At 47.3% G+C, this 17,041-nt stretch carries 16 protein-coding genes and 1 pseudogene; 6 read left to right on the top strand and 11 right to left on the bottom strand.

Annotation, left to right across the window (positions count from 1 at the left end; translation table 11 throughout):
• Window positions 1-11 precede the first annotated feature (11 nt).
• Complete coding sequence (locus IXB50_RS19860) at window positions 12-497, top strand: hypothetical protein (protein ID WP_215610739.1); 486 nt, start codon at window positions 12-14, stop codon at window positions 495-497.
• A 55-nt stretch (window positions 498-552) separates the two neighbouring features.
• On the opposite strand, the gene IXB50_RS22285 is transcribed toward IXB50_RS19860, so the two are convergent.
• The 3 genes from IXB50_RS22285 to IXB50_RS19850 form a co-directional block, all read right to left on the bottom strand.
• A complete protein-coding gene (locus IXB50_RS22285; protein WP_246564746.1) occupies window positions 553-672 on the bottom strand; it encodes a hypothetical protein in 120 nt (39 codons plus the stop codon).
• 121 nt (window positions 673-793) lie between these two features.
• Window positions 794-997, bottom strand: a complete 204-nt coding sequence (locus IXB50_RS19855) for a hypothetical protein (RefSeq protein WP_215610738.1) — start codon at window positions 995-997, stop codon at window positions 794-796.
• A 45-nt stretch (window positions 998-1,042) separates the two neighbouring features.
• Window positions 1,043-1,963, bottom strand: a complete 921-nt coding sequence (locus IXB50_RS19850) for a caspase family protein (RefSeq protein ID WP_215610737.1) — start codon at window positions 1,961-1,963, stop codon at window positions 1,043-1,045.
• 53 nt (window positions 1,964-2,016) lie between these two features.
• On the opposite strand from IXB50_RS19850, the gene IXB50_RS19845 reads away from it, so the two are divergent.
• On the top strand, window positions 2,017-3,468 hold the full coding sequence (locus IXB50_RS19845) for a hypothetical protein (protein WP_215610736.1): 1,452 nt from the start codon (window positions 2,017-2,019) through the stop codon (window positions 3,466-3,468).
• Window positions 3,469-3,575: 107 nt separating this feature from the next.
• On the opposite strand, the gene IXB50_RS19840 is transcribed toward IXB50_RS19845, so the two are convergent.
• The gene (locus tag IXB50_RS19840; protein WP_215610735.1) at window positions 3,576-5,636 is read right to left on the bottom strand and encodes a tetratricopeptide repeat protein; all 2,061 of its coding nucleotides are present in this window, start codon (window positions 5,634-5,636) and stop codon (window positions 3,576-3,578) included.
• Window positions 5,637-5,729: 93 nt separating this feature from the next.
• Between IXB50_RS19840 and IXB50_RS19835 the strand changes: the two genes are divergently transcribed.
• Window positions 5,730-7,253: a hydroxysqualene dehydroxylase gene (locus IXB50_RS19835; RefSeq protein ID WP_215610734.1), complete on the top strand. Its 1,524-nt coding sequence runs from the start codon at window positions 5,730-5,732 to the stop codon at window positions 7,251-7,253.
• A gap of 361 nt (window positions 7,254-7,614) precedes the next feature.
• Here the strand turns inward: IXB50_RS19835 and IXB50_RS19830 are convergent, their stop codons facing one another.
• The 4 genes from IXB50_RS19830 to IXB50_RS19815 form a co-directional block, all read right to left on the bottom strand.
• Window positions 7,615-7,779, bottom strand: coding sequence for a hypothetical protein (locus IXB50_RS19830; protein ID WP_215610733.1), 165 nt, complete (start codon window positions 7,777-7,779; stop codon window positions 7,615-7,617).
• A 23-nt stretch (window positions 7,780-7,802) separates the two neighbouring features.
• Window positions 7,803-8,348 carry a CPBP family glutamic-type intramembrane protease gene (locus IXB50_RS19825; RefSeq protein WP_215610732.1) on the bottom strand — a complete coding sequence of 182 codons (546 nt, stop codon included), beginning with the start codon at window positions 8,346-8,348 and terminating at the stop codon, window positions 7,803-7,805.
• The gene (locus IXB50_RS19820) at window positions 8,348-8,725 is read right to left on the bottom strand and encodes a DUF1801 domain-containing protein (RefSeq protein WP_215610731.1); all 378 of its coding nucleotides are present in this window, start codon (window positions 8,723-8,725) and stop codon (window positions 8,348-8,350) included. Before IXB50_RS19820 ends, IXB50_RS19825 begins: the two co-directional genes overlap by 1 nt.
• 127 nt (window positions 8,726-8,852) lie before the next feature.
• A complete protein-coding gene (locus IXB50_RS19815; RefSeq protein ID WP_215610730.1) occupies window positions 8,853-9,323 on the bottom strand; it encodes a GNAT family N-acetyltransferase in 471 nt (156 codons plus the stop codon).
• Window positions 9,324-9,868: 545 nt separating this feature from the next.
• Between IXB50_RS19815 and IXB50_RS19810 the strand changes: the two genes are divergently transcribed.
• Entirely contained in the window at window positions 9,869-11,848 is a 1,980-nt protein-coding gene (locus IXB50_RS19810) for an alpha-amylase family glycosyl hydrolase (RefSeq protein ID WP_215610729.1), read from the top strand.
• A gap of 251 nt (window positions 11,849-12,099) precedes the next feature.
• Here the strand turns inward: IXB50_RS19810 and IXB50_RS19805 are convergent, their stop codons facing one another.
• The gene (locus tag IXB50_RS19805) at window positions 12,100-12,525 is read right to left on the bottom strand and encodes a hypothetical protein (protein ID WP_215610728.1); all 426 of its coding nucleotides are present in this window, start codon (window positions 12,523-12,525) and stop codon (window positions 12,100-12,102) included.
• Between the two features lie 406 nt (window positions 12,526-12,931).
• Here IXB50_RS19805 and IXB50_RS19800 point away from each other — a divergent pair, with 406 nt between their 5' ends.
• Together IXB50_RS19800 and IXB50_RS19795 are read left to right on the top strand one after the other, a co-directional pair.
• A complete protein-coding gene (locus IXB50_RS19800; protein WP_215610727.1) occupies window positions 12,932-15,184 on the top strand; it encodes an MASE1 domain-containing protein in 2,253 nt (750 codons plus the stop codon).
• A gap of 261 nt (window positions 15,185-15,445) precedes the next feature.
• Complete coding sequence (locus IXB50_RS19795) at window positions 15,446-15,685, top strand: hypothetical protein (protein ID WP_215610726.1); 240 nt, start codon at window positions 15,446-15,448, stop codon at window positions 15,683-15,685.
• A 175-nt stretch (window positions 15,686-15,860) separates the two neighbouring features.
• On the opposite strand, the gene folE is transcribed toward IXB50_RS19795, so the two are convergent.
• Together folE and IXB50_RS19785 are read right to left on the bottom strand one after the other, a co-directional pair.
• Window positions 15,861-16,499, bottom strand: a complete 639-nt coding sequence (folE, locus tag IXB50_RS19790) for a GTP cyclohydrolase I FolE (protein WP_215610725.1) — start codon at window positions 16,497-16,499, stop codon at window positions 15,861-15,863.
• A 180-nt stretch (window positions 16,500-16,679) separates the two neighbouring features.
• Window positions 16,680-16,973: pseudogene (locus tag IXB50_RS19785) on the bottom strand (GTP-binding protein); the annotation flags it as partial.
• Between the last annotated feature and the right edge of the window lie 68 nt (window positions 16,974-17,041).

The raw sequence follows: 17,041 nt of genomic DNA, 5'->3' as shown, positions 1-17,041 counted from the left end.
AGGAATAAGGTATGAATAAGAAAGAAAAGAAAGAAAAAAAAGAAAAAAAAGAAAAAAAAGCACAGCATAATACATTCCTGGGAAACATCAGAAATCGAATCAACGGAGCGAGCAAAGAAAAAATTAAGGGTCTTCGTAAGGAGCTCCGTACTTACCTTGGGCGTCTAAGCCTAAAGGATCTCTCAGGTCTTGCTCAGATAATTGGAAACGTAGTCAATTGCAGTGTTATTTCAATTGGCGTTGTCATATCAGAATTAAAAGAGAGGGCAAACAAAAAAGGTGAGGTTATTGATATAAATCTTGATGGCGTAAGAATTGGTGAGGTTAAACCTCAGATGTCTAAGGAAGAAGAGGAAAATATTGCTACTATACTTCAGAGATCTGTGACAAAAGGTTCTATCGTTAACTTCTCTGTTCACGAGGACCCATACGTAAAGAAGATGAAAGAAGATATTGAAGATTTTCAAAGCAAACTTGATCGTCTCAAAGGTATGTGAAATTAGATTCCGATTCTTTTGCCTAAGATATATAGGGCACTTCTATTTAGAAAATTCAGAACATCTGAGCTTCGCTACTAAGAAGTACTCGCCGGATAACATCCAGGTCAGCCTCTGTCGCTTGACCAGTCGCAATACGATCAATAATTGCCAAAGGATCATTAGAAGAAGTCATTAGCCATTCTCTCTAATGGCTAATCCAGTTAAGCTTTGAAGAGATTCAGATCTATTATTGTGCAGATATTGATTTACAGCAATACCAGCAGCTAAAATCGTCGAAAAAAGTAGAAATACCCCTAAAAATAGAGCACTCCTATATTTGTCTCTGTAATCTGAATATTCTGCCCTTGACCAATATTAATATTGTATTTACCTAGCTGTAGTAGATCGGCTTGTTCGCCTGAAGTTAATAGGGTGCATAGAGTATTCAAATCATCCTCTGTATGCTCACCTTGAGATATACGCTCAATGATGGTTGTAAGTTGCTCAGGCAGATTCATTGTGTCTAACTAAAATTTTTTCAAGAGCCGTATGACTTTTGATTATTATCCATCACCAATTCGTAAGTCACTGGCCTGACCAATATTGATGTTGTACTTTCCTTGCTGAGTCACATTCTGTATGACTTGAGTACCGCCTTGAGCAAAGGCTCCAGGCTCCTCCTCAATCTCCGGCACCACCTCAAACGGCAAACCCTTCGGCTGCTCCTCCCCACCTGCATAGTAAGCCAACACAAAATTATCCGCCTGCTCAAAGTTCAAAATCGGATGCTGCCGATTGCGCGTCCGCCGAGGCACCACCTCCCGCGCATGCAGTGCCAAATCACTCACCCGCACATACCCATCCTTCTGCGCCACCCCAGTCCCCGCCAACGCCTCAATCACCGCTAACGTAAACGCACTGTAGGGCTTCCCCGCAAACGACAACTCCTCCGCTGTCGAAGACGCAATTACTACACGACCACTGCCCTCCGCTAACAACGCCTGCGCCTCAGGTGGCAACGGAGCCTTCGCCGCCTCCAGCCCCAAATCCTCTAAGCCACTCAACCCACCCGCATGGCAACAGTCCAGCAAAATCACCAACTTCTTCGCCGGAATCGCCCGTAGCTTAGCCGTAAACTCAGCACCACTAATCGCAGTCTGATAAAGCTTCTTCTGGTCATAACCATGGGGCATCAAATAATATGCCTCCCCCATGGGACTCGCCACCTGATAGCCATGGCCCGAAAAATAAACCAGCACCGTCGCCTCTGCATCAGTCGTAGCGGCTAGTTTATCCAATGCGGCCAAAATATCAGCCCGAGTCGCCTGCTCTGCCGTCAGCAACTGTACCTGGTCAGACTCATAGGCACATCGTTCTGGATCCCGCAGAATATCAGCGATCCCTTGAGCATCCTTGACCGTATTCGGTAAATCAGCCCCTACACCCACGATACAAGCATGACCTTGTGTAAATAACTGGCCCATAGCAAAAAAGCGATCAGTTACGATGCTGGAGTAATTTCGCCTCTATTCTAGAAATGAAATTCAGCCTGGGTCCTTTTTTTAAGATTCTTTTGTTAGCCACTGGTTTCTGGCTAATTTCAACCGAGGCCCATGCTGATCTAGCCGCTACACCGAACGTCGTCACCATGCAAGCCGTCAAGGGTGATTCGGTCAGCCGTACCCTCACACTACAGCCAACGGAAAAGGTGACTAACTTCAAGGCCATTGCCTTGGATGCCCATGCTAATGACGATAGTGCCGTCATCGCTGCCGATGCTATCAAGCTAGAGTCAGTGCCCGACCAAATTCCGGCCAATACCCTGGTCCAGCTACCGCTTCAGATTGACTTGAGCCAGGCCCAGAGCGGAGAATTCACAGGCGAAATCCGGTTTACCCACACCGAAGGAAGCGAATCCATACCCATCACCCTACGAGTCAAAGATCCATGGCAGCTACCATTGGTCACCCTCCTCATTGGCATCGCCATCGGTATGGCCGTTTCCACCTACAGTGCCAAAGGCAAACTGAGCGACGAAGTACAGGTCAGCCTAGATAATCTACGCAAGCAGATTGCCCCCGATCGCGATGCCGCCAAAGCTTTCTGGGAGCGGGCCAATATGCATCTAACCATTGCCCAGCAAGCTAAAACCGCCAAAGAACTGACCGAGGCCCAATCTGCCCTCACATCAGCCCGTACAACCTGGCATAAATGGTTGCAGTATCGCCCCAACTGGAACATCCAGTTTGATTATTATGAGGGGCTTTGCGATCGCATCAAAACCCAACAAACCCAGTTCCCAACATTTCTCCTACTCCAGGCCATCAGCCGTAAACTCGCCATCACCATGCAGATGGCCCCAGATGTAGAGAGTCCTACTGATTTTCAACAACAATTAGATACCCTGGCACAACAATTCAATAAGTCTCTCCAACTACAAAAGCAAGTAGAACACCTGCAAGATTTGGCAACCACCTTAGACTCCGACCAACCATTAGACTGGGAAGATAAAATCGATCAGCTACAACAAAAACTCTACACCCTACAACTGTCTGATGAGACCGAGTTCAGCACCCTAGAAACTGAGCTTAACGACACAGAAGAAAAGCTAAAAGCCTCAGGCGCTAAATCTCTAGGGACAATGCAGGCAAAAAGCCTGGGAGCCAATACATCACCAGAATTAGAATTAGTGCCAACCTCATTATCTGTGCCTACTGTCTCTAACAATTCAAAGCAATGGGGCAAGATCATCTCAGATCTATGGCAAACAGCTCCAGGCCGATTACGTCTCTTTTATGCCTCCAGCTACCTGATCTCATTCCTACTTCTAGCAGGCGGAGGCTTCAACGAACTCTACCTATCAAAACCCACATTCGGCGAAAAGGGGTTAGGAGACTACTTTGCCCTACTGGTATTAGGCTTTAGCGCTGAAGCCACCCGCAACGTCCTCACCCAGGTCGCCCATAAACCAGATGAAGCAAGTACTTAAAGGAATCGGTTAATTACAAATTGCTGACGTAGCGTTAGGTTTGTCTGATGGAGTGAGGATCCAATACCTCGTGGTTAAGATGACTGAGATCGTAAGCACAGCTGAAGCTATAGACCGTTTACTTTATTGATTTCATCTATCAAACTGGGCTCAAGACTGATCGCTCTCTGGTAAGCGCTCTGAGCTTCTGCATACTTACCCATTTTATATAGCAAATTACTATGGGCAAACCAAATAAAAGCATCATTCCTATCCTGATCGAGGGCCGTTTTCAAAGACGCTAATGCCTGTTCATGTTTACCGAGGACACCCAAGGCGAGACCACGATGTGTCCATATAAAGGCATTATGGGGTTCGAGTTCAATCGCTCTATCGTATGAAGCAACGGCTTCTTCATAACGACCTAAGTCACTTAACACATTACCTCGTGCATTCCAGGCAAGGGCATCATTAGCATCAATCTTGATAGATTTATCGTAGGAAATAAGGGCTTCTTCGTACTGTTCTAACCCATGTAGGGCAAAACCTCGGTTCCCCCATGTAACAGCATCATTAGCTCCGATCTCGATGGCATCATCATAGGCCTCCAGGGCATCTTGATATTGCGCTGCATTTAAAAAGTTGTCGCCATTGACAATTGATTCTTGGGCAATAGAGTGATTAGCGTAGCCAGACTCCTCTACGATAGTGCCTACAACCCCCAGAAAAACAAATAATCCAATTAAGGCCGCAATCACACTTCGTCTCAAAACAGAGACTTTTTGATGGGAGACGGTAAAACCTCCCACGCGGTCCCAGGTGGTAATACCTTTGGTGGTTAGCTGTCGGTACCCTGATAACATCGTGAATAATGATATTGGATGAATACCCAGGGCCATTCCACCAACGCCAACTGAAAGAGAACGATTGACCGCTTGTAAGTAACTCAATTTTTGACCATTTCTTTGTCGTACCTGAATTCTTAGAAGAGCTTTGCCTGGTGTAGTCCCCCAGGAACATAGGAGGATCGGCTCAAAGAGAACAGCATGCAAGAGTAAGATAATTGCAGTAAAGGCAATATCATGCGCTTGATTGCTAAAGGTCAGCTCTATGACAGATGGCCAGAAGATATCCAACAGAACTACTGCTAATAGGCATGAAATAAAGCTATCAAAGAGACGAGCCTCCCAGCGATGCCATGGCTTTATTGACTGAGCCACAGTTGCTTTAATAGCCTGTTGCTGGCGGGCGGGTTGCCACTCTGGCAAACGGTTTAAATATGGCTTAGAAACGCCTCTTAGCCAGATGAAATCACCTCGAATGGTGGCAATACTGACAGGTCTAGCCACAATCAAACTGATAACTGGCCCAATCAATAACAAGATAAGGCCTAAAATCAATATCCACTTAACCCACTCGGGGTATTTGTCAATTGGTAGAGCTAAGGGCGCGATACACAAGATAACGCCTAAAGCTGTGAGTATCCATCCTACGAAGGCCGATTGTTTATATTTTTTTAGTTGTCTTTCTGTCATACCGACAGAGAGAGTGGCTCTATGGCTTAAAAAGATCGCCGCAAAGAGTGAAATAGCGCCCAGAAAAATATACCACCAGGGTAACCATCGTAATTCGGCTTGATAACGTTTGCCTTGGGCTGGCTGATTTGTTTTGATGCAGCGATCGGGCAGCTGGGCCCCTCGCCGCATAACCAGAAGATTTTTGTCTCGCCAAATGCCGGTATCAGCAGGCTGGGCTACGTCCCCGGCAAGCGGTGCGATCTGCCCTAGAGCAGATGAATGGCTGGTCACATCTTGGTCACGGGAGATTGGTTGAGCAGACGGTGCAATGGTAGACGCTTCTGGGCTTGCAGGGGAGGAGTGCGGCTGAGGGGATTGGGTTGGTTGCAACAGATACCATTGTTTGGCCCAGGCTATCCTGGTAGAGGATGCATTTTGTGCCCTCACGGCTACGGTTTTAATGCCTTGGGGCTGAATCTTAGCCAATCCTTTTTTGATAAAATCGGCCTGGCTATGGGCAGGCGTTTCCTCGGCGCTAAGGAGAATAACAAGCTTAGTATCAGTTCTGACTGCTCGAGCCGTGATTTTTTTAGATCTAAGGGCTTGAGCAATTAACTGTGCGATCGCATTTGGATCACCAGCTTTTGCGGCAAGTTTGAGCGTCTGTTCCATGGGCTTAATTAAATTCGGTAGCCAGAGCCATCTGCTTGTTTAAGCAGTTGTATCCTTGTAAGACTTGTCAGGTTAAAAACTTACCTTTTTGCAATGCATTACAAAACTTTACCCCAAAAAAAAGTAATCGTTGTCGGAGCTGGCTGGGCCGGACTAGGAGCCACTTACCACCTGGCAAAACAAGGCTACGATGTGACCCTACTAGAAGCAGGTCCCCAGCCCGGCGGATTAGTGGCCGGGTGGAAAACCCCTGGCGGACGCTCTGTAGAGGCCGGTATCCATGGCTTCTGGTATCCCTACAACAATATTTTTTCCCTGGCGGACGAGCTGGGGATTCAACCCTTTACTCCCTACACTCGTTCGTCTCAATATTCACCCGCTGGCTTAGAGGTGGAGTCGCCCCTGTTCCAGGCGATGCCCTATCTACCTAGCCCCATGGGCACCTTTGTCTACACCCAGTTTAAGCGACTGCCCCTGGCGGATCGGCTATCAGCACTGCCGCTGCTCTATGCAGTGGTGGACTTTGATAACTCCGATGATGCCTGGAAACGCTATGACGGCATGACGGCCCGCGAGCTATTCAAGCAATACGGTGTGTCAGAACGTCTGTACAAAGAATCCTTTGAACCCATGCTGTTGGTGGGACTATTTGCACCGGGGGAACAGTGTTCTGCAGCGGCAGCCATTGGCATGTTGTACTACTTTATTTTGGCCCATCAGCCTGACTTTGATGTGCGCTGGTGTCGCGGTACCGTAGGGGAAATGATCTTTCGTCCTTGGGTAAAACAGATTGAGGCCCTGGGGGGCAAGGTGCTGGCTAATAAGCGGGTCAGCGATGTGCAGGTGGACGATAATCGCGTTACTGGTATTGTTTGCACTGGGATAGGGGGTGACGAGACATTTGAGGCGGATGCAGTGATTTTCTCGGTGGGCATTACCGGGATGAAAAAGATTGTTGCGGGCAGTGAGGTATTACGAAATCGGTCTGAGTTTAGAGATTTACAAAACTTGGGCGGGGTGGACGTACTGGCCACCAGGCTGTGGTTTGATCGCAAGATTGAGGTGCCACTCCCCTCCAATGCCTGCTTTGGCTTTCATGAAACCACCGGCTGGACATTCTTTGACCTCAATGCCCTCCATGATGAATATCAGGACGAACCTGGCAGTGTAATTGAGGTGGATTACTACCATGCCAATCAGCTATTGCCCCTAAGCGATGAACAGGTTGTCAGTCTGACGCAGAAAGATTTAGCAGGGTGTATTCCTGCATTTGGGGAAGCCCAGGTAGTCGATCAAGCGGTGGTGAGAATCTCCCAGGGCGTTAGCCACTTTGCACCAGGGAGCTATCGCTATCTGCTGCCGGGAACAACTAGCTTAAGTAATGTATTTATGAGCGGGGATTGGATTGTCACCCGTCACGGTTCCTGGTCCCAGGAAAAGGCCTATGTGACCGGTCTAGAAGCGGCAAATCGTGTGGTGGACTTGCTGGGGACTGGGACTACGGCAGAGATTATACCGATTGTGCCGGATGAGCCCCATATTCAGACCGCGCGGACGGTTAATAAGACGGTACGACAGTTGGTGAATCAAGTCCTGCCTCAACTGTGGTCCTATTAACTTGACTGCTCATTACTAACGCTGACCTTTGTTATCTATGTTGCAAAGGTTTGTGATTGTAGGGCTGGGAGAACTTCATGCGATCTTCATCAGTCTCTATCTGTAAGGGTCTAACTGCTGGCGTATGGGTAGCTAAGGTCTTGGAGAACTAACTATGAACACCCTTATGATGCTGGCGACTATTGAAATCTGCAACTTTATGGGTTGCACCTGGCTGGAAAGTGCGATCGCATTCGTTCAAGAGTGGGTATCTAAAATCACAGTATAAATTCTTACTCTGACAGCACTGATTACGATCAAAAGTGGTTCCAAATAGTTGATCAGCATTAACTGCTCATCGGCTATTTCGGACCATTTTTTGTTAAAAAATAATGGCAACGATTTCAAAATACAGATTACGGGTAGCCGTGTAAGCCGGGAAATTCTGATCAGGGAAGGAAGTTAGTGGTTCGGGGTTGGTCGTTAGTCCCTGACTGGAGTTTAACGCCTCACTACCAACTACTATCTGCCAGAAAACGTCCCGCATTAAGTTGATCCCCCAGATTACAGCTAATCCGTTTGAGTCATGTCAACTTGAGCAAACAGCCGATCATTGCCCCCTAAGCAACAGAGCCAGAGCACAACTGAAATCCAGTGGATCAATACAGGCGGCCAGAGAGAGTGGGTCAACCCATAAATAAGCGTACAGACGAGCCCCAGTAGTGCGGCTAAAATGAGAAAGGTTGGATTACGAAAGGTAGCATAGCCCGACTTATAGAAGGTTAAGCCATTCAAAGGATGGTAGATCACAAATAGAAATAGACTCACACCTCCCCACAAACACCAGATTGCTAAAGAAACGTTCTCGCTAGGGTGAGGTAGGGGCAAAATCCGAAATCCTATCTCCTCAATCAGGGCTGGGGCAAAAAACGACTGAAAGCAAATCCGCAACCAGTTTTTGGCTGAAGGATTCCACTCCAGAAATTGGGAAGGAATACCAATGAGCATGGCAACAACACCATAGATCAATAAACCGATGATGGTTAGCTCCCAATCCCTAAGATTAGGAATAGTAGCAAAGGCAATGACAATGCGATTCCAGAGCAAACTAGCCATTAACAACCCAGATCATCTCCCTGCCTCCAAAGAGCAATGGCCTTCTCAATGAACACATCTATCTGAGTCTGGGAAATAGCCACCGATTTTGTAAAACGAATACACCCTTTACCTCGATTTAAGTTTTGAGTCAGCTCTCCAGCTGGATCGATGGTGTCAATGTTGCCAACATAGAGGCTAACGTAATTTTTCTGCGCATTGAGATGAAATACAGAACCACTGTCGTCTCCATAGCTCAGCATCTTATACTTAATGCTTTCGACTATATCTGGCGCTTGGGCACAAATGATTTCTCTCAACGCTAAAAGCTTCTCTTTGCGCCAATCGTCACTCAGTAAACCGAGATACTCATCAGGAGTGTTGACATCGTATTGCATGACACCTCTAAAATCATATACCTATAAAGGGTCTAGAAGACTTCAGCTGATTCCTTAAAAAGACCACGTTGGACCACCTGCATCGTTCAATCTTATCGACTAACTGGGAGATGCTCAATAAATCCAGCTATTCAATAGCGTATTTCATATGGATCAACGCAACTTTGCCATTATTCAAATCAAGCATTGGTTCGACTGCATAGGGCTCAAATCCTAACTCTGCGTATAAAATTAAGGCCCTGGTATTGGCATTAAAAACAGAAATATGGGGAATAGCCTGATATTTGTTTTGACAGGTATGCACCATATGTTGAATCAGAGCTTTGCCAAACCCCTGACCCCTATAGTTTTTTTCAACAATGACATTACCGATATGGGCAGACTGTTGTGGAGTTAAATCATAAAAATTAGCAAAGGCAACAACCTTATGATCGATGATGCCGACAGTTAACTCATGGCGTTGGGTCGCGATGGTCTTCAACTGCTCAACATCCCAAGGATAATGACCATTAGGGTAAACCAAATAAAGCTCCTGGGGTGAGGTTACTAAACTGGCAATGGCAGGATAATGATGCTCAGTTGCTGGGATAAATCTCATTTAGCCGCTGTCAAGTCCAAATTTCATTTATATTAACTATATTCTCCTAAAATTGGCACGCCAAGCATAAGTAGGTTATCCAAATTAGGCTTTAGACGCCGAGGCCCCCTGACCTCACCCAATCCTGGGGGAGACTAGACTCAAAACCCCTATGATTGGGGGCTTGGGGGCAATTCGAGGAGGTCAAACTTCTGACTCTCCATCTTATAAATGATTAGGCCAACCTACTTAAGAGATCTGCACAAAAAAATCCCGTGGGAAAATGGGCAGAGGCAACAGGGAAGGCCGGGGGAACGAAGACAATGGCTCCGACTGTTTACCTTAGATTTATGGTGTATTTTGATACAAAGTCTCAACTTTTATCAAGATTCTAACGCTAATTTTTAGGAGTGCTTGCAATCTTTGCTGTGGGTTCGATACACCTGAAATTGAATCCTTCTCACAGCAATGCTGCCCTGTTCAATCCAAGCACCTTAGCTGTTCTAAGTTAGATAAAAATATGAAGCCGTGGGGAGAGGCCGATCGTTATCTAGGTTCTATGTTGTATGTCAAAACTTGATTTCCCAAAGAGAAGAGTCTATAGCCCAGCTCCAGACTACACACGCCCACTTTTACAACTCTCTGAGATACAACAACAACGGCTCCTGGGACGACTGAAATTTCTCTATGGTGAAGCTGCTGCCATACAACATTTACCTGAGCTAGAACGATTGCTCAAGGTACATATTGCCCATAAAACCGAAGCGATGAAGGCCCAAAACGGCCATTTTAATCCTGCCGATAGATTTACCCAACAAGACATTGCGCTGATTACCTATGGTGATATCTTGATCAGCGAATCGGCGTCTCCGCTAGCGACGCTGGCAGAGTTTTTAGAATGCACCTCTGGTCTTAGGGGTGTTTTTAACACGCTACATATTCTGCCATTTTTTCCCTACAGCTCCGATCGCGGCTTCTCTATCACCGACTTTAGAACTGTTGATCCCAATCTCGGATCCTGGCAGGATATTGAGTCTTTAAGTGAACGCTATCGTTTGATGTTTGACGGGGTATTCAACCATGCATCGTCCCAAAGTATGCCCTTTCAGGAAATGCTCAATGGCAATCCAGATTATCAAAACTTTGCCACCACCTATCATTCCCCTGATGAGCTTACCTCCGAGCAGAGGGGCATTATTGTCCGGCCTCGAACCTCAGATATTTTGACCCAGTACCAGTCCATTAATGGCCCCATTTGGGTTTGGACCACCTTTTCCCCAGACCAGATCGATTTGAACTTCACCAATCCGAAAGTTCTGCTGGAAGTAATTGATACGCTGCTGCTCTATGTACGCCGAGGGGCCGATATTATCCGTCTAGATGCGGTCACCTACCTGTGGGAGGAACCGGGTACCCCCTGCGCCAATCTAGCCCAGACTCACGAGGTGATTCGACTATTTAGAGATGTGCTCGATATTGCGGATCCTCAGGTGGCTTTAACCACCGAGACTAATATTCCCCATGAGGAAAACATCACCTATTTTGGTGATGGGTATGATGAAGCCCAGATGGTGTATAACTTTGCCCTACCACCACTGGTGCTCTATACCTTTTACCGAGAAGATTCAACAGAACTATCAAAATGGGTCAACACCCTGGCATATCCATCTGATGCTATGACATTTTTTAACATCCTTGATACCCATGATGGTGTCGGGTTATTAGGTGTCAAAAATATCTTATCTGAGGAACAGATTAGCTTTATTATCCGCTGTGCTAGAGAGCATGGGGCACTTATTTCCTATCGCACTGCCGAGGGCGGGATTGAAGAACCCTATGAAATTAATTCCACCTGGTTTAGCGCTCTAAATTTGGATAGCGAGGATGAAGAGCTAGATTTGCAAATCAAACGGATGGTGGCCTCTCGCAGTATTGCCCTGGTGCTCAGAGGGGTTCCGGGCATTTATCTACATGGACTGATTGGCACCCATAACAATATTGAAAGCGTCTTAAAAACAAAAGTAAAACGGGATATTAATCGTACAATCATCCACTATGGTGACCTGCGACATGAGCTAAAAAACTCTGAATCCAGGGTTGCTCAAATGATTGCTCAACTCAGTCGGCTACTGGATATTCGGGTAAATAATAAGGCCTTTCATCCCAACGGCGACCAAAAAGTATTCCAGCTAAATCCATCGATCTTTGCTCTGCTGAGGATCTCGCCAGACTGCGAGCAACATATCTTGACCTTGACCAATGTGACATCGCGACGCTGTCAGATTAGCATTCCCTTGGAGAAGTTAGGCGTTACAGGCATCTACTCAGAGCCATCAGCCCCCTTGGCCAGGTCTGATAGCCACCCTGAAATCGTTACGGATACACTCAGTAAGCCTTTCTGTGCTATTCCTCAAGATAATTACTGGTATGACCTGATGGGCCGTCGAGGCTGGCGGATTGTAAATAATACGTTAGATGTAACGTTAGCTGCCTATGATGTGGCCTGGTTAATTCCGCTAATTGAACTGGAGCAGATGATTGAATAAGTGGGTTGACCTAATCATTTATAAGATAGAAGATCAGAAGCCAGCCTCCTCGAAAGGCCCCCAAACCCCCAATTTTGGGGGCTTTGAGTCTAGTCTCCCCCAGGATTGGGTGAGGTCAGGGGGCCTCAGCATCTGAAGCCTAATTTGGATAACCTACTTAGTAAGTTTAGAGTTGCCCCCAATCGACTTGGCTTAGCCGATGCTTCTGCCCCCTGAGCGAAGTCGAAGGGGGCAAAAACGTTGACAACAGACTAACCGGCTAGCGGCAACATTGTGCCATTGGTATATCGTTTAGCAGACGAAGATGACTGCAACGGTGAGTTGTCGGGTAAATCACCATAGAAACTAGCAACAGCCTTCTTGACTAGTAGCGACAGCAGACTACCATTGCTGAGAACGTTCAATGAGGAAGAGCCTTCATCGGAAAATATCGTCTGACTAGGAGATACACCCCATTCGTGATAGGACCATCTTTGCAGGTAATAGAGATCACCTTGGTAGGCGAGGGGAATGTATTGAAAGCGAATATGGGCGAACAGGGGATGCTCACGACGATGTTTCAGCAATGTGCAACCCTCTGCAGTCAACGCCTTTTGAATAAAATCAGGCACCATTTCCCAGGAAACTGGACCGGGCTGACTAGACCATTCGGCTAGCTGACTATTTAGTGCTTGCATAGGGCCTCATTAATATTTTCTTATGTTATGTAAATACCATAAAGGATGACCTTGAGGATGTTATGAGGATCAACGACTAAAGGAGACTAGCAATGTTTGTAATAACGAGTCGCTGATCCCTGGTATTTATGGCTTCTAGCTTAAATAAAAAATTTAATAAAGATTTTATGATTGCGGCAATGAGTGTCTCTAAAAAGTCTTTTTTGTTTTTCCATTCCTAAATAGGGCAAATAAAAAAAATGGCGTTGCTGATCCAGCAACGAGACTCCTAAACTAAGCTCCCATAGGCCATTCCTCCAATCAATTTTGGGTACTCTGTCCTTACCCATCTACAATCATTTCAGGGATCTGCTGGAGCCATGATTTAGCCCCAGCGTTGCATGCAATCCATGACATCTACCAAACAATGGCAAATGAGCATCAATGGCACACCAGTTATTGGGTGCGTGTCAGCTGCCTGGCAGTCTGTTTCTTCTTTGCCGCCCAGCTATCTACCACTGCGCTCAATATTCAAGCAGCGGCTTCTCCCCTGTGGCCCCCTGCTGGCATTGCCTTAGCTGCTCTATTGGTCTATGGGCAAAAACTATGGGTCGGGGTTGCCCTAGGTGCACTTTGGGCCTCCCTGGCGGACCAGGTGCCCTGGTGGCAGTCTCTGGTCCTATGCTTCGGCAGTGCGCTGCAGGCGCTGGTGGGCAGTTATGTCCTGCGACGACGATGGGAACGGAGTTTACAGCTATATGACTGGCAGCTGGATGATCTACTGACGTTTGTGGGTCTGGGGGTGCTGCTGACGCCCATTGTTAATGCTGTCTATAGCACCTCATTGGGCTATGGATTTGGCTTTATTGAAGGTCAAAATCTGGTCCAAAATGCCATCGTCATTTGGCTGGGTGATGGGATGGGTATTTTGGTACTGACGCCGCTTTTGCTTGCGATCGCAGCCGGATGGCGACATGCCATCACATTACGCATCGGCTCAAAATGGGAACTGGGTCTCTGTTTAGGGATGCTAGTGGCCATTAGTACCATGGTATTTGGCGCGCAGACGGATAGTGCGATCGCAAAATATCCCCTGGAGTATCTGCCCTTCCCCTTCGTCGTCTGGTCTGCCCTACGCTTAGGTCTGCGCGGCACCACCCTGGCTAGCTTTCTCGTATCCGTCATTGCCGTCATCGGAGCCGTCCATCGCGGTGGTCCCTTCATCACCAAGGCCGACGGCAACCTGGGGGAAGCCATTCTGCTACTCCAAACCTATGCCGCCGTCATTAGTATCACGGCCCTCGTTCTATCAGTAGTGGTAACAGAACGTCAGCAAAGCCTGGCCAAACTGGCCCGTAGCGAAGCCAGTCTAGCGAATGCCCAACGCATCGCCCAGCTAGGCAACTGGGACTGGAGCATCGGGCTCAATCAGAAATTGATCGACAAAACCATCAATACGGCAACGACCAAGACCGGTGAGAACAATCTTGTCCCCAACAACAAGGCCCTGGCTTGGTCCAACGAACTGTATACGCTACTGGGTTACCCCGTAGGTGCGGTGCCCCCCAGCCAATCCTTGTTTCTAGAACGGGTACATCCAGACGATCAGCGGCGGGTGGGACTGGCATGGAATGTAGCCCGTACTCACCATAAGCCCTATCGTCTTGACTATCGCCTGACCTTACCCAATGGCACAGAGCGAATTGTCAATGAACAGGTGCATATTGAACCCGACCGAATTACCGGTACAGTGCAGGACATCACCGAACGCAAACGAGCCGAAGCGGCCCTACGAGAAACGGAGGCCGTGCGGGCCACTATGTACCGCTATCTAAGTCAGGAGCTGGCAGAGCAGCTTCTGGATAGTAAAAATACTAAGCTGGGTGGAGCTAGACAGTTTGTTTCCATTCTATTTGCTGATATTCGTAGCTATACATCCCTGACGGAGCAGCTGTCTCCTGAGGAAATCGTAACGCTGCTCAATCGATACTTTGAAGCGATGGTGGATGTGATCTTTGAGCACCGAGGCACCCTGGACAAGTTTATTGGGGATGCCATTATGGCGGTGTTTGGGTCCCCCATTCCCCAAGAAGATCATGCTCAGCGGGCGGTGATCACAGCAATTGGCATGCAACAGCAGCTAGACCACTTTAATCAACAACAACAGAGTCAGGGGCGACCCACGCTTCAAATTGGCATTGGCATTAATTCTGACGATGTAATTACGGGCAATATTGGGTCTAGTAAACGAATGGAGTTTACGGCCATTGGGGATGGGGTAAATTTAACCTCTCGCATTGAGAGCGCGACTAAATTTTACGGCTGCTCGATTATCATCAGTGAAAATACCTATGCCCTATGCAAGGACACGATCTGGGTCAGAGAATTGGACTATGTCTGCGTGCGAGGTAAGCGTCAGCCAGTATATCTGTATGAGGTGCTGGGCTTGCGATCGCACCCCCTTACCCCGACTCAGCAAGAACAAATTGACCTCTACGCCAAAGGTCGTACCCTCTACCAGCAGCGCCAGTTTGACCTGGCCGCTAAAACCTTCAGCCAACTCTTACGCCACAACCCCGACGATCAAGCCACCCGTCTGTATGTAAAACGCTGTCAGCAGCTCCAGCAAGAACCTCCCAGTAGCGATTGGGATGGATCCTGGCAGCTACAGGAAAAATAGCTGCCAATCAGACAGTTAAACTGAACTATTGCCACTGGCACAGTTTGAGCCACGAAACCATCGGAATGATATAGCGTTATTACTGTGACGTTGTCGATCCTCGGGATAATTTCATCGGAAAGACTTTGACAGGTAGCATTTTTAACAGATCGTTTCAGATCCTGAATCAAAAACGGTATAACTGTTAATACTAGGTTAATACTAGTTAGTGACTGGTTACGAACAATCAGGTGTTGTAGAACCAAGGTTAGAGGATAAGGCATGTTTGCCCTGTGGATCATATTAGCGTTGTTGGCAGCATTTGGCCTCATTATGCTGATTGGCGATCGTCTGCTCAAGCAATCCCTTAACCACGAAGGGATATGCCCAGTATGCAACGGATCAGGTGGGCCTTGTGACACCTGCAATGGCTTTGGCATCATCGTCGATGCGACACAGATCCAATCTCAACTACCCAGCGATATCTCTAAAGAGACTGAAAATTTCTCTCGCATTGATTGAGAACACCAATTTTGTCTCAAATTGTCAGCGCCTGTGCAACCGTGGTCACGGGTTTACTGGTGAGCAAATTCAGGAAATAGGCTCCTCTTCGTCTGGATCATCGACTGCATCAGCAGAAAAGGAGATAAGCATCACGCTTATCTCCCGGTGAGTGAGTAAACGTTGAGGTGGAATTTTAATGGAGCGATGGGTTGTGGCGAATCAGGTCCATAAACTCCTGACGCGTGCGAGCATCGTCAGCAAATACTCCTTGCATCGCACTGGTGACTGTCCAAGAACCTGGCTTTTGCACCCCGCGCATGACCATACACATGTGAGACGCCTCGACAACAACTGCCACACCCCGAGGCTGTAAAAGACCCTGGAGAGCGTTGGCAATTTGCTGAGTCAGCCGTTCTTGTACTTGTAGTCGTCGAGCATACATTTCACAAATACGGGCAATTTTTGATAATCCAATCACCTTGCCGTTGGGAATGTAGGCAACATGGGCACGGCCTAAAATCGGCAAGATATGGTGCTCACAAGAACTGAACAAATCAATATCGCGTACCAGTACCATTTCATTGGCGTCTTCATGGAAAACAGCTCCATTGAGCAGTTCATCCAGGGACTGATGATAACCCGAGGTTAAAAATTTGAGGGCCTTGACCACACGTTTTGGTGTATCGCGTAATCCTTCACGGTCGGGATCTTCTCCTAACCCTAACAGCAATGTGCGTACGGCTTGCTGCATGTCTTCGTCTGAGACAGGGGCTTTTGCTTCAGTTGTGATTAACTGATTACGAATGTCGTCGGGTGAAATGGAAAAGGTCATAAATAACGAGTGGGTAAATTTTGATTGAGTTTATCGAGCGATCGCGCAGCCGGTCCAGATGACCATCGCAAAACGATCTCCCCCTTCAGCCAAGGACTGAAAGACTGGATGTAGCAATTGCCGAATGGACAACTGCCCGTCAGGCGAGCACGGGGCTAACCTAACGATTTTTTTGAATTATCAGGCCAGGCATGCCGTCAGCTGTTGCTGAATCTCATCGCCATTGAGATGCCGCCCGATAAAAACAAGCTGGTTCCGGGGTGGGGTGCACCATTCTTCTCCATCAATGGAAAAGCGTGGACCGCTGAGCTGAAAAATGTTGCGCAGGTCGCTTTCTTTAAACCAGAGAATCCCCTTTCCTCGAAACACATCCTGTGGAAGGTTATTTTGTAGAAAATGCTCAAATTTTTTGACATGGAAGGGCCGATCACTCTCAAATGAAATGGAGACAAATCCGTCATTATCCCACCTGTGCAATTACTTTTGAGGGTGAGGAACCAGCTTGAAATTGAGCTTTCCAGTTCTAAACCATTGAGAATACT

The sequence above is a fragment of the Leptothoe spongobia TAU-MAC 1115 genome, from assembly GCF_018739885.1.
GTDB classification, from domain to species: domain Bacteria; phylum Cyanobacteriota; class Cyanobacteriia; order Phormidesmidales; family Phormidesmidaceae; genus Leptothoe; species Leptothoe spongobia.
This window is presented reverse-complemented; position numbering and strand designations above follow the sequence as displayed.

Bases quoted from the DNA above. Each gene is read 5' to 3' on its own strand.
- IXB50_RS19860 (WP_215610739.1), top strand. From the start codon at position 12: ATGAATAAGAAAGAAAAGAAAGAAAAAAAAGAAAAAAAAGAAAAAAAA.
- IXB50_RS22285 (WP_246564746.1), bottom strand. From the start codon at position 672: ATGACTTCTTCTAATGATCCTTTGGCAATTATTGATCGTATTGCGACT.
- IXB50_RS19855 (WP_215610738.1), bottom strand. From the start codon at position 997: ATGAATCTGCCTGAGCAACTTACAACCATCATTGAGCGTATATCTCAA.
- IXB50_RS19850 (WP_215610737.1), bottom strand. From the start codon at position 1,963: ATGGGCCAGTTATTTACACAAGGTCATGCTTGTATCGTGGGTGTAGGG.
- IXB50_RS19845 (WP_215610736.1), top strand. From the start codon at position 2,017: ATGAAATTCAGCCTGGGTCCTTTTTTTAAGATTCTTTTGTTAGCCACT.
- IXB50_RS19840 (WP_215610735.1), bottom strand. From the start codon at position 5,636: ATGGAACAGACGCTCAAACTTGCCGCAAAAGCTGGTGATCCAAATGCG.
- IXB50_RS19835 (WP_215610734.1), top strand. From the start codon at position 5,730: ATGCATTACAAAACTTTACCCCAAAAAAAAGTAATCGTTGTCGGAGCT.
- IXB50_RS19830 (WP_215610733.1), bottom strand. From the start codon at position 7,779: ATGCGGGACGTTTTCTGGCAGATAGTAGTTGGTAGTGAGGCGTTAAAC.
- IXB50_RS19825 (WP_215610732.1), bottom strand. From the start codon at position 8,348: ATGGCTAGTTTGCTCTGGAATCGCATTGTCATTGCCTTTGCTACTATT.
- IXB50_RS19820 (WP_215610731.1), bottom strand. From the start codon at position 8,725: ATGCAATACGATGTCAACACTCCTGATGAGTATCTCGGTTTACTGAGT.
- IXB50_RS19815 (WP_215610730.1), bottom strand. From the start codon at position 9,323: ATGAGATTTATCCCAGCAACTGAGCATCATTATCCTGCCATTGCCAGT.
- IXB50_RS19810 (WP_215610729.1), top strand. From the start codon at position 9,869: ATGTCAAAACTTGATTTCCCAAAGAGAAGAGTCTATAGCCCAGCTCCA.
- IXB50_RS19805 (WP_215610728.1), bottom strand. From the start codon at position 12,525: ATGCAAGCACTAAATAGTCAGCTAGCCGAATGGTCTAGTCAGCCCGGT.
- IXB50_RS19800 (WP_215610727.1), top strand. From the start codon at position 12,932: ATGGCAAATGAGCATCAATGGCACACCAGTTATTGGGTGCGTGTCAGC.
- IXB50_RS19795 (WP_215610726.1), top strand. From the start codon at position 15,446: ATGTTTGCCCTGTGGATCATATTAGCGTTGTTGGCAGCATTTGGCCTC.
- folE (WP_215610725.1), bottom strand. From the start codon at position 16,499: ATGACCTTTTCCATTTCACCCGACGACATTCGTAATCAGTTAATCACA.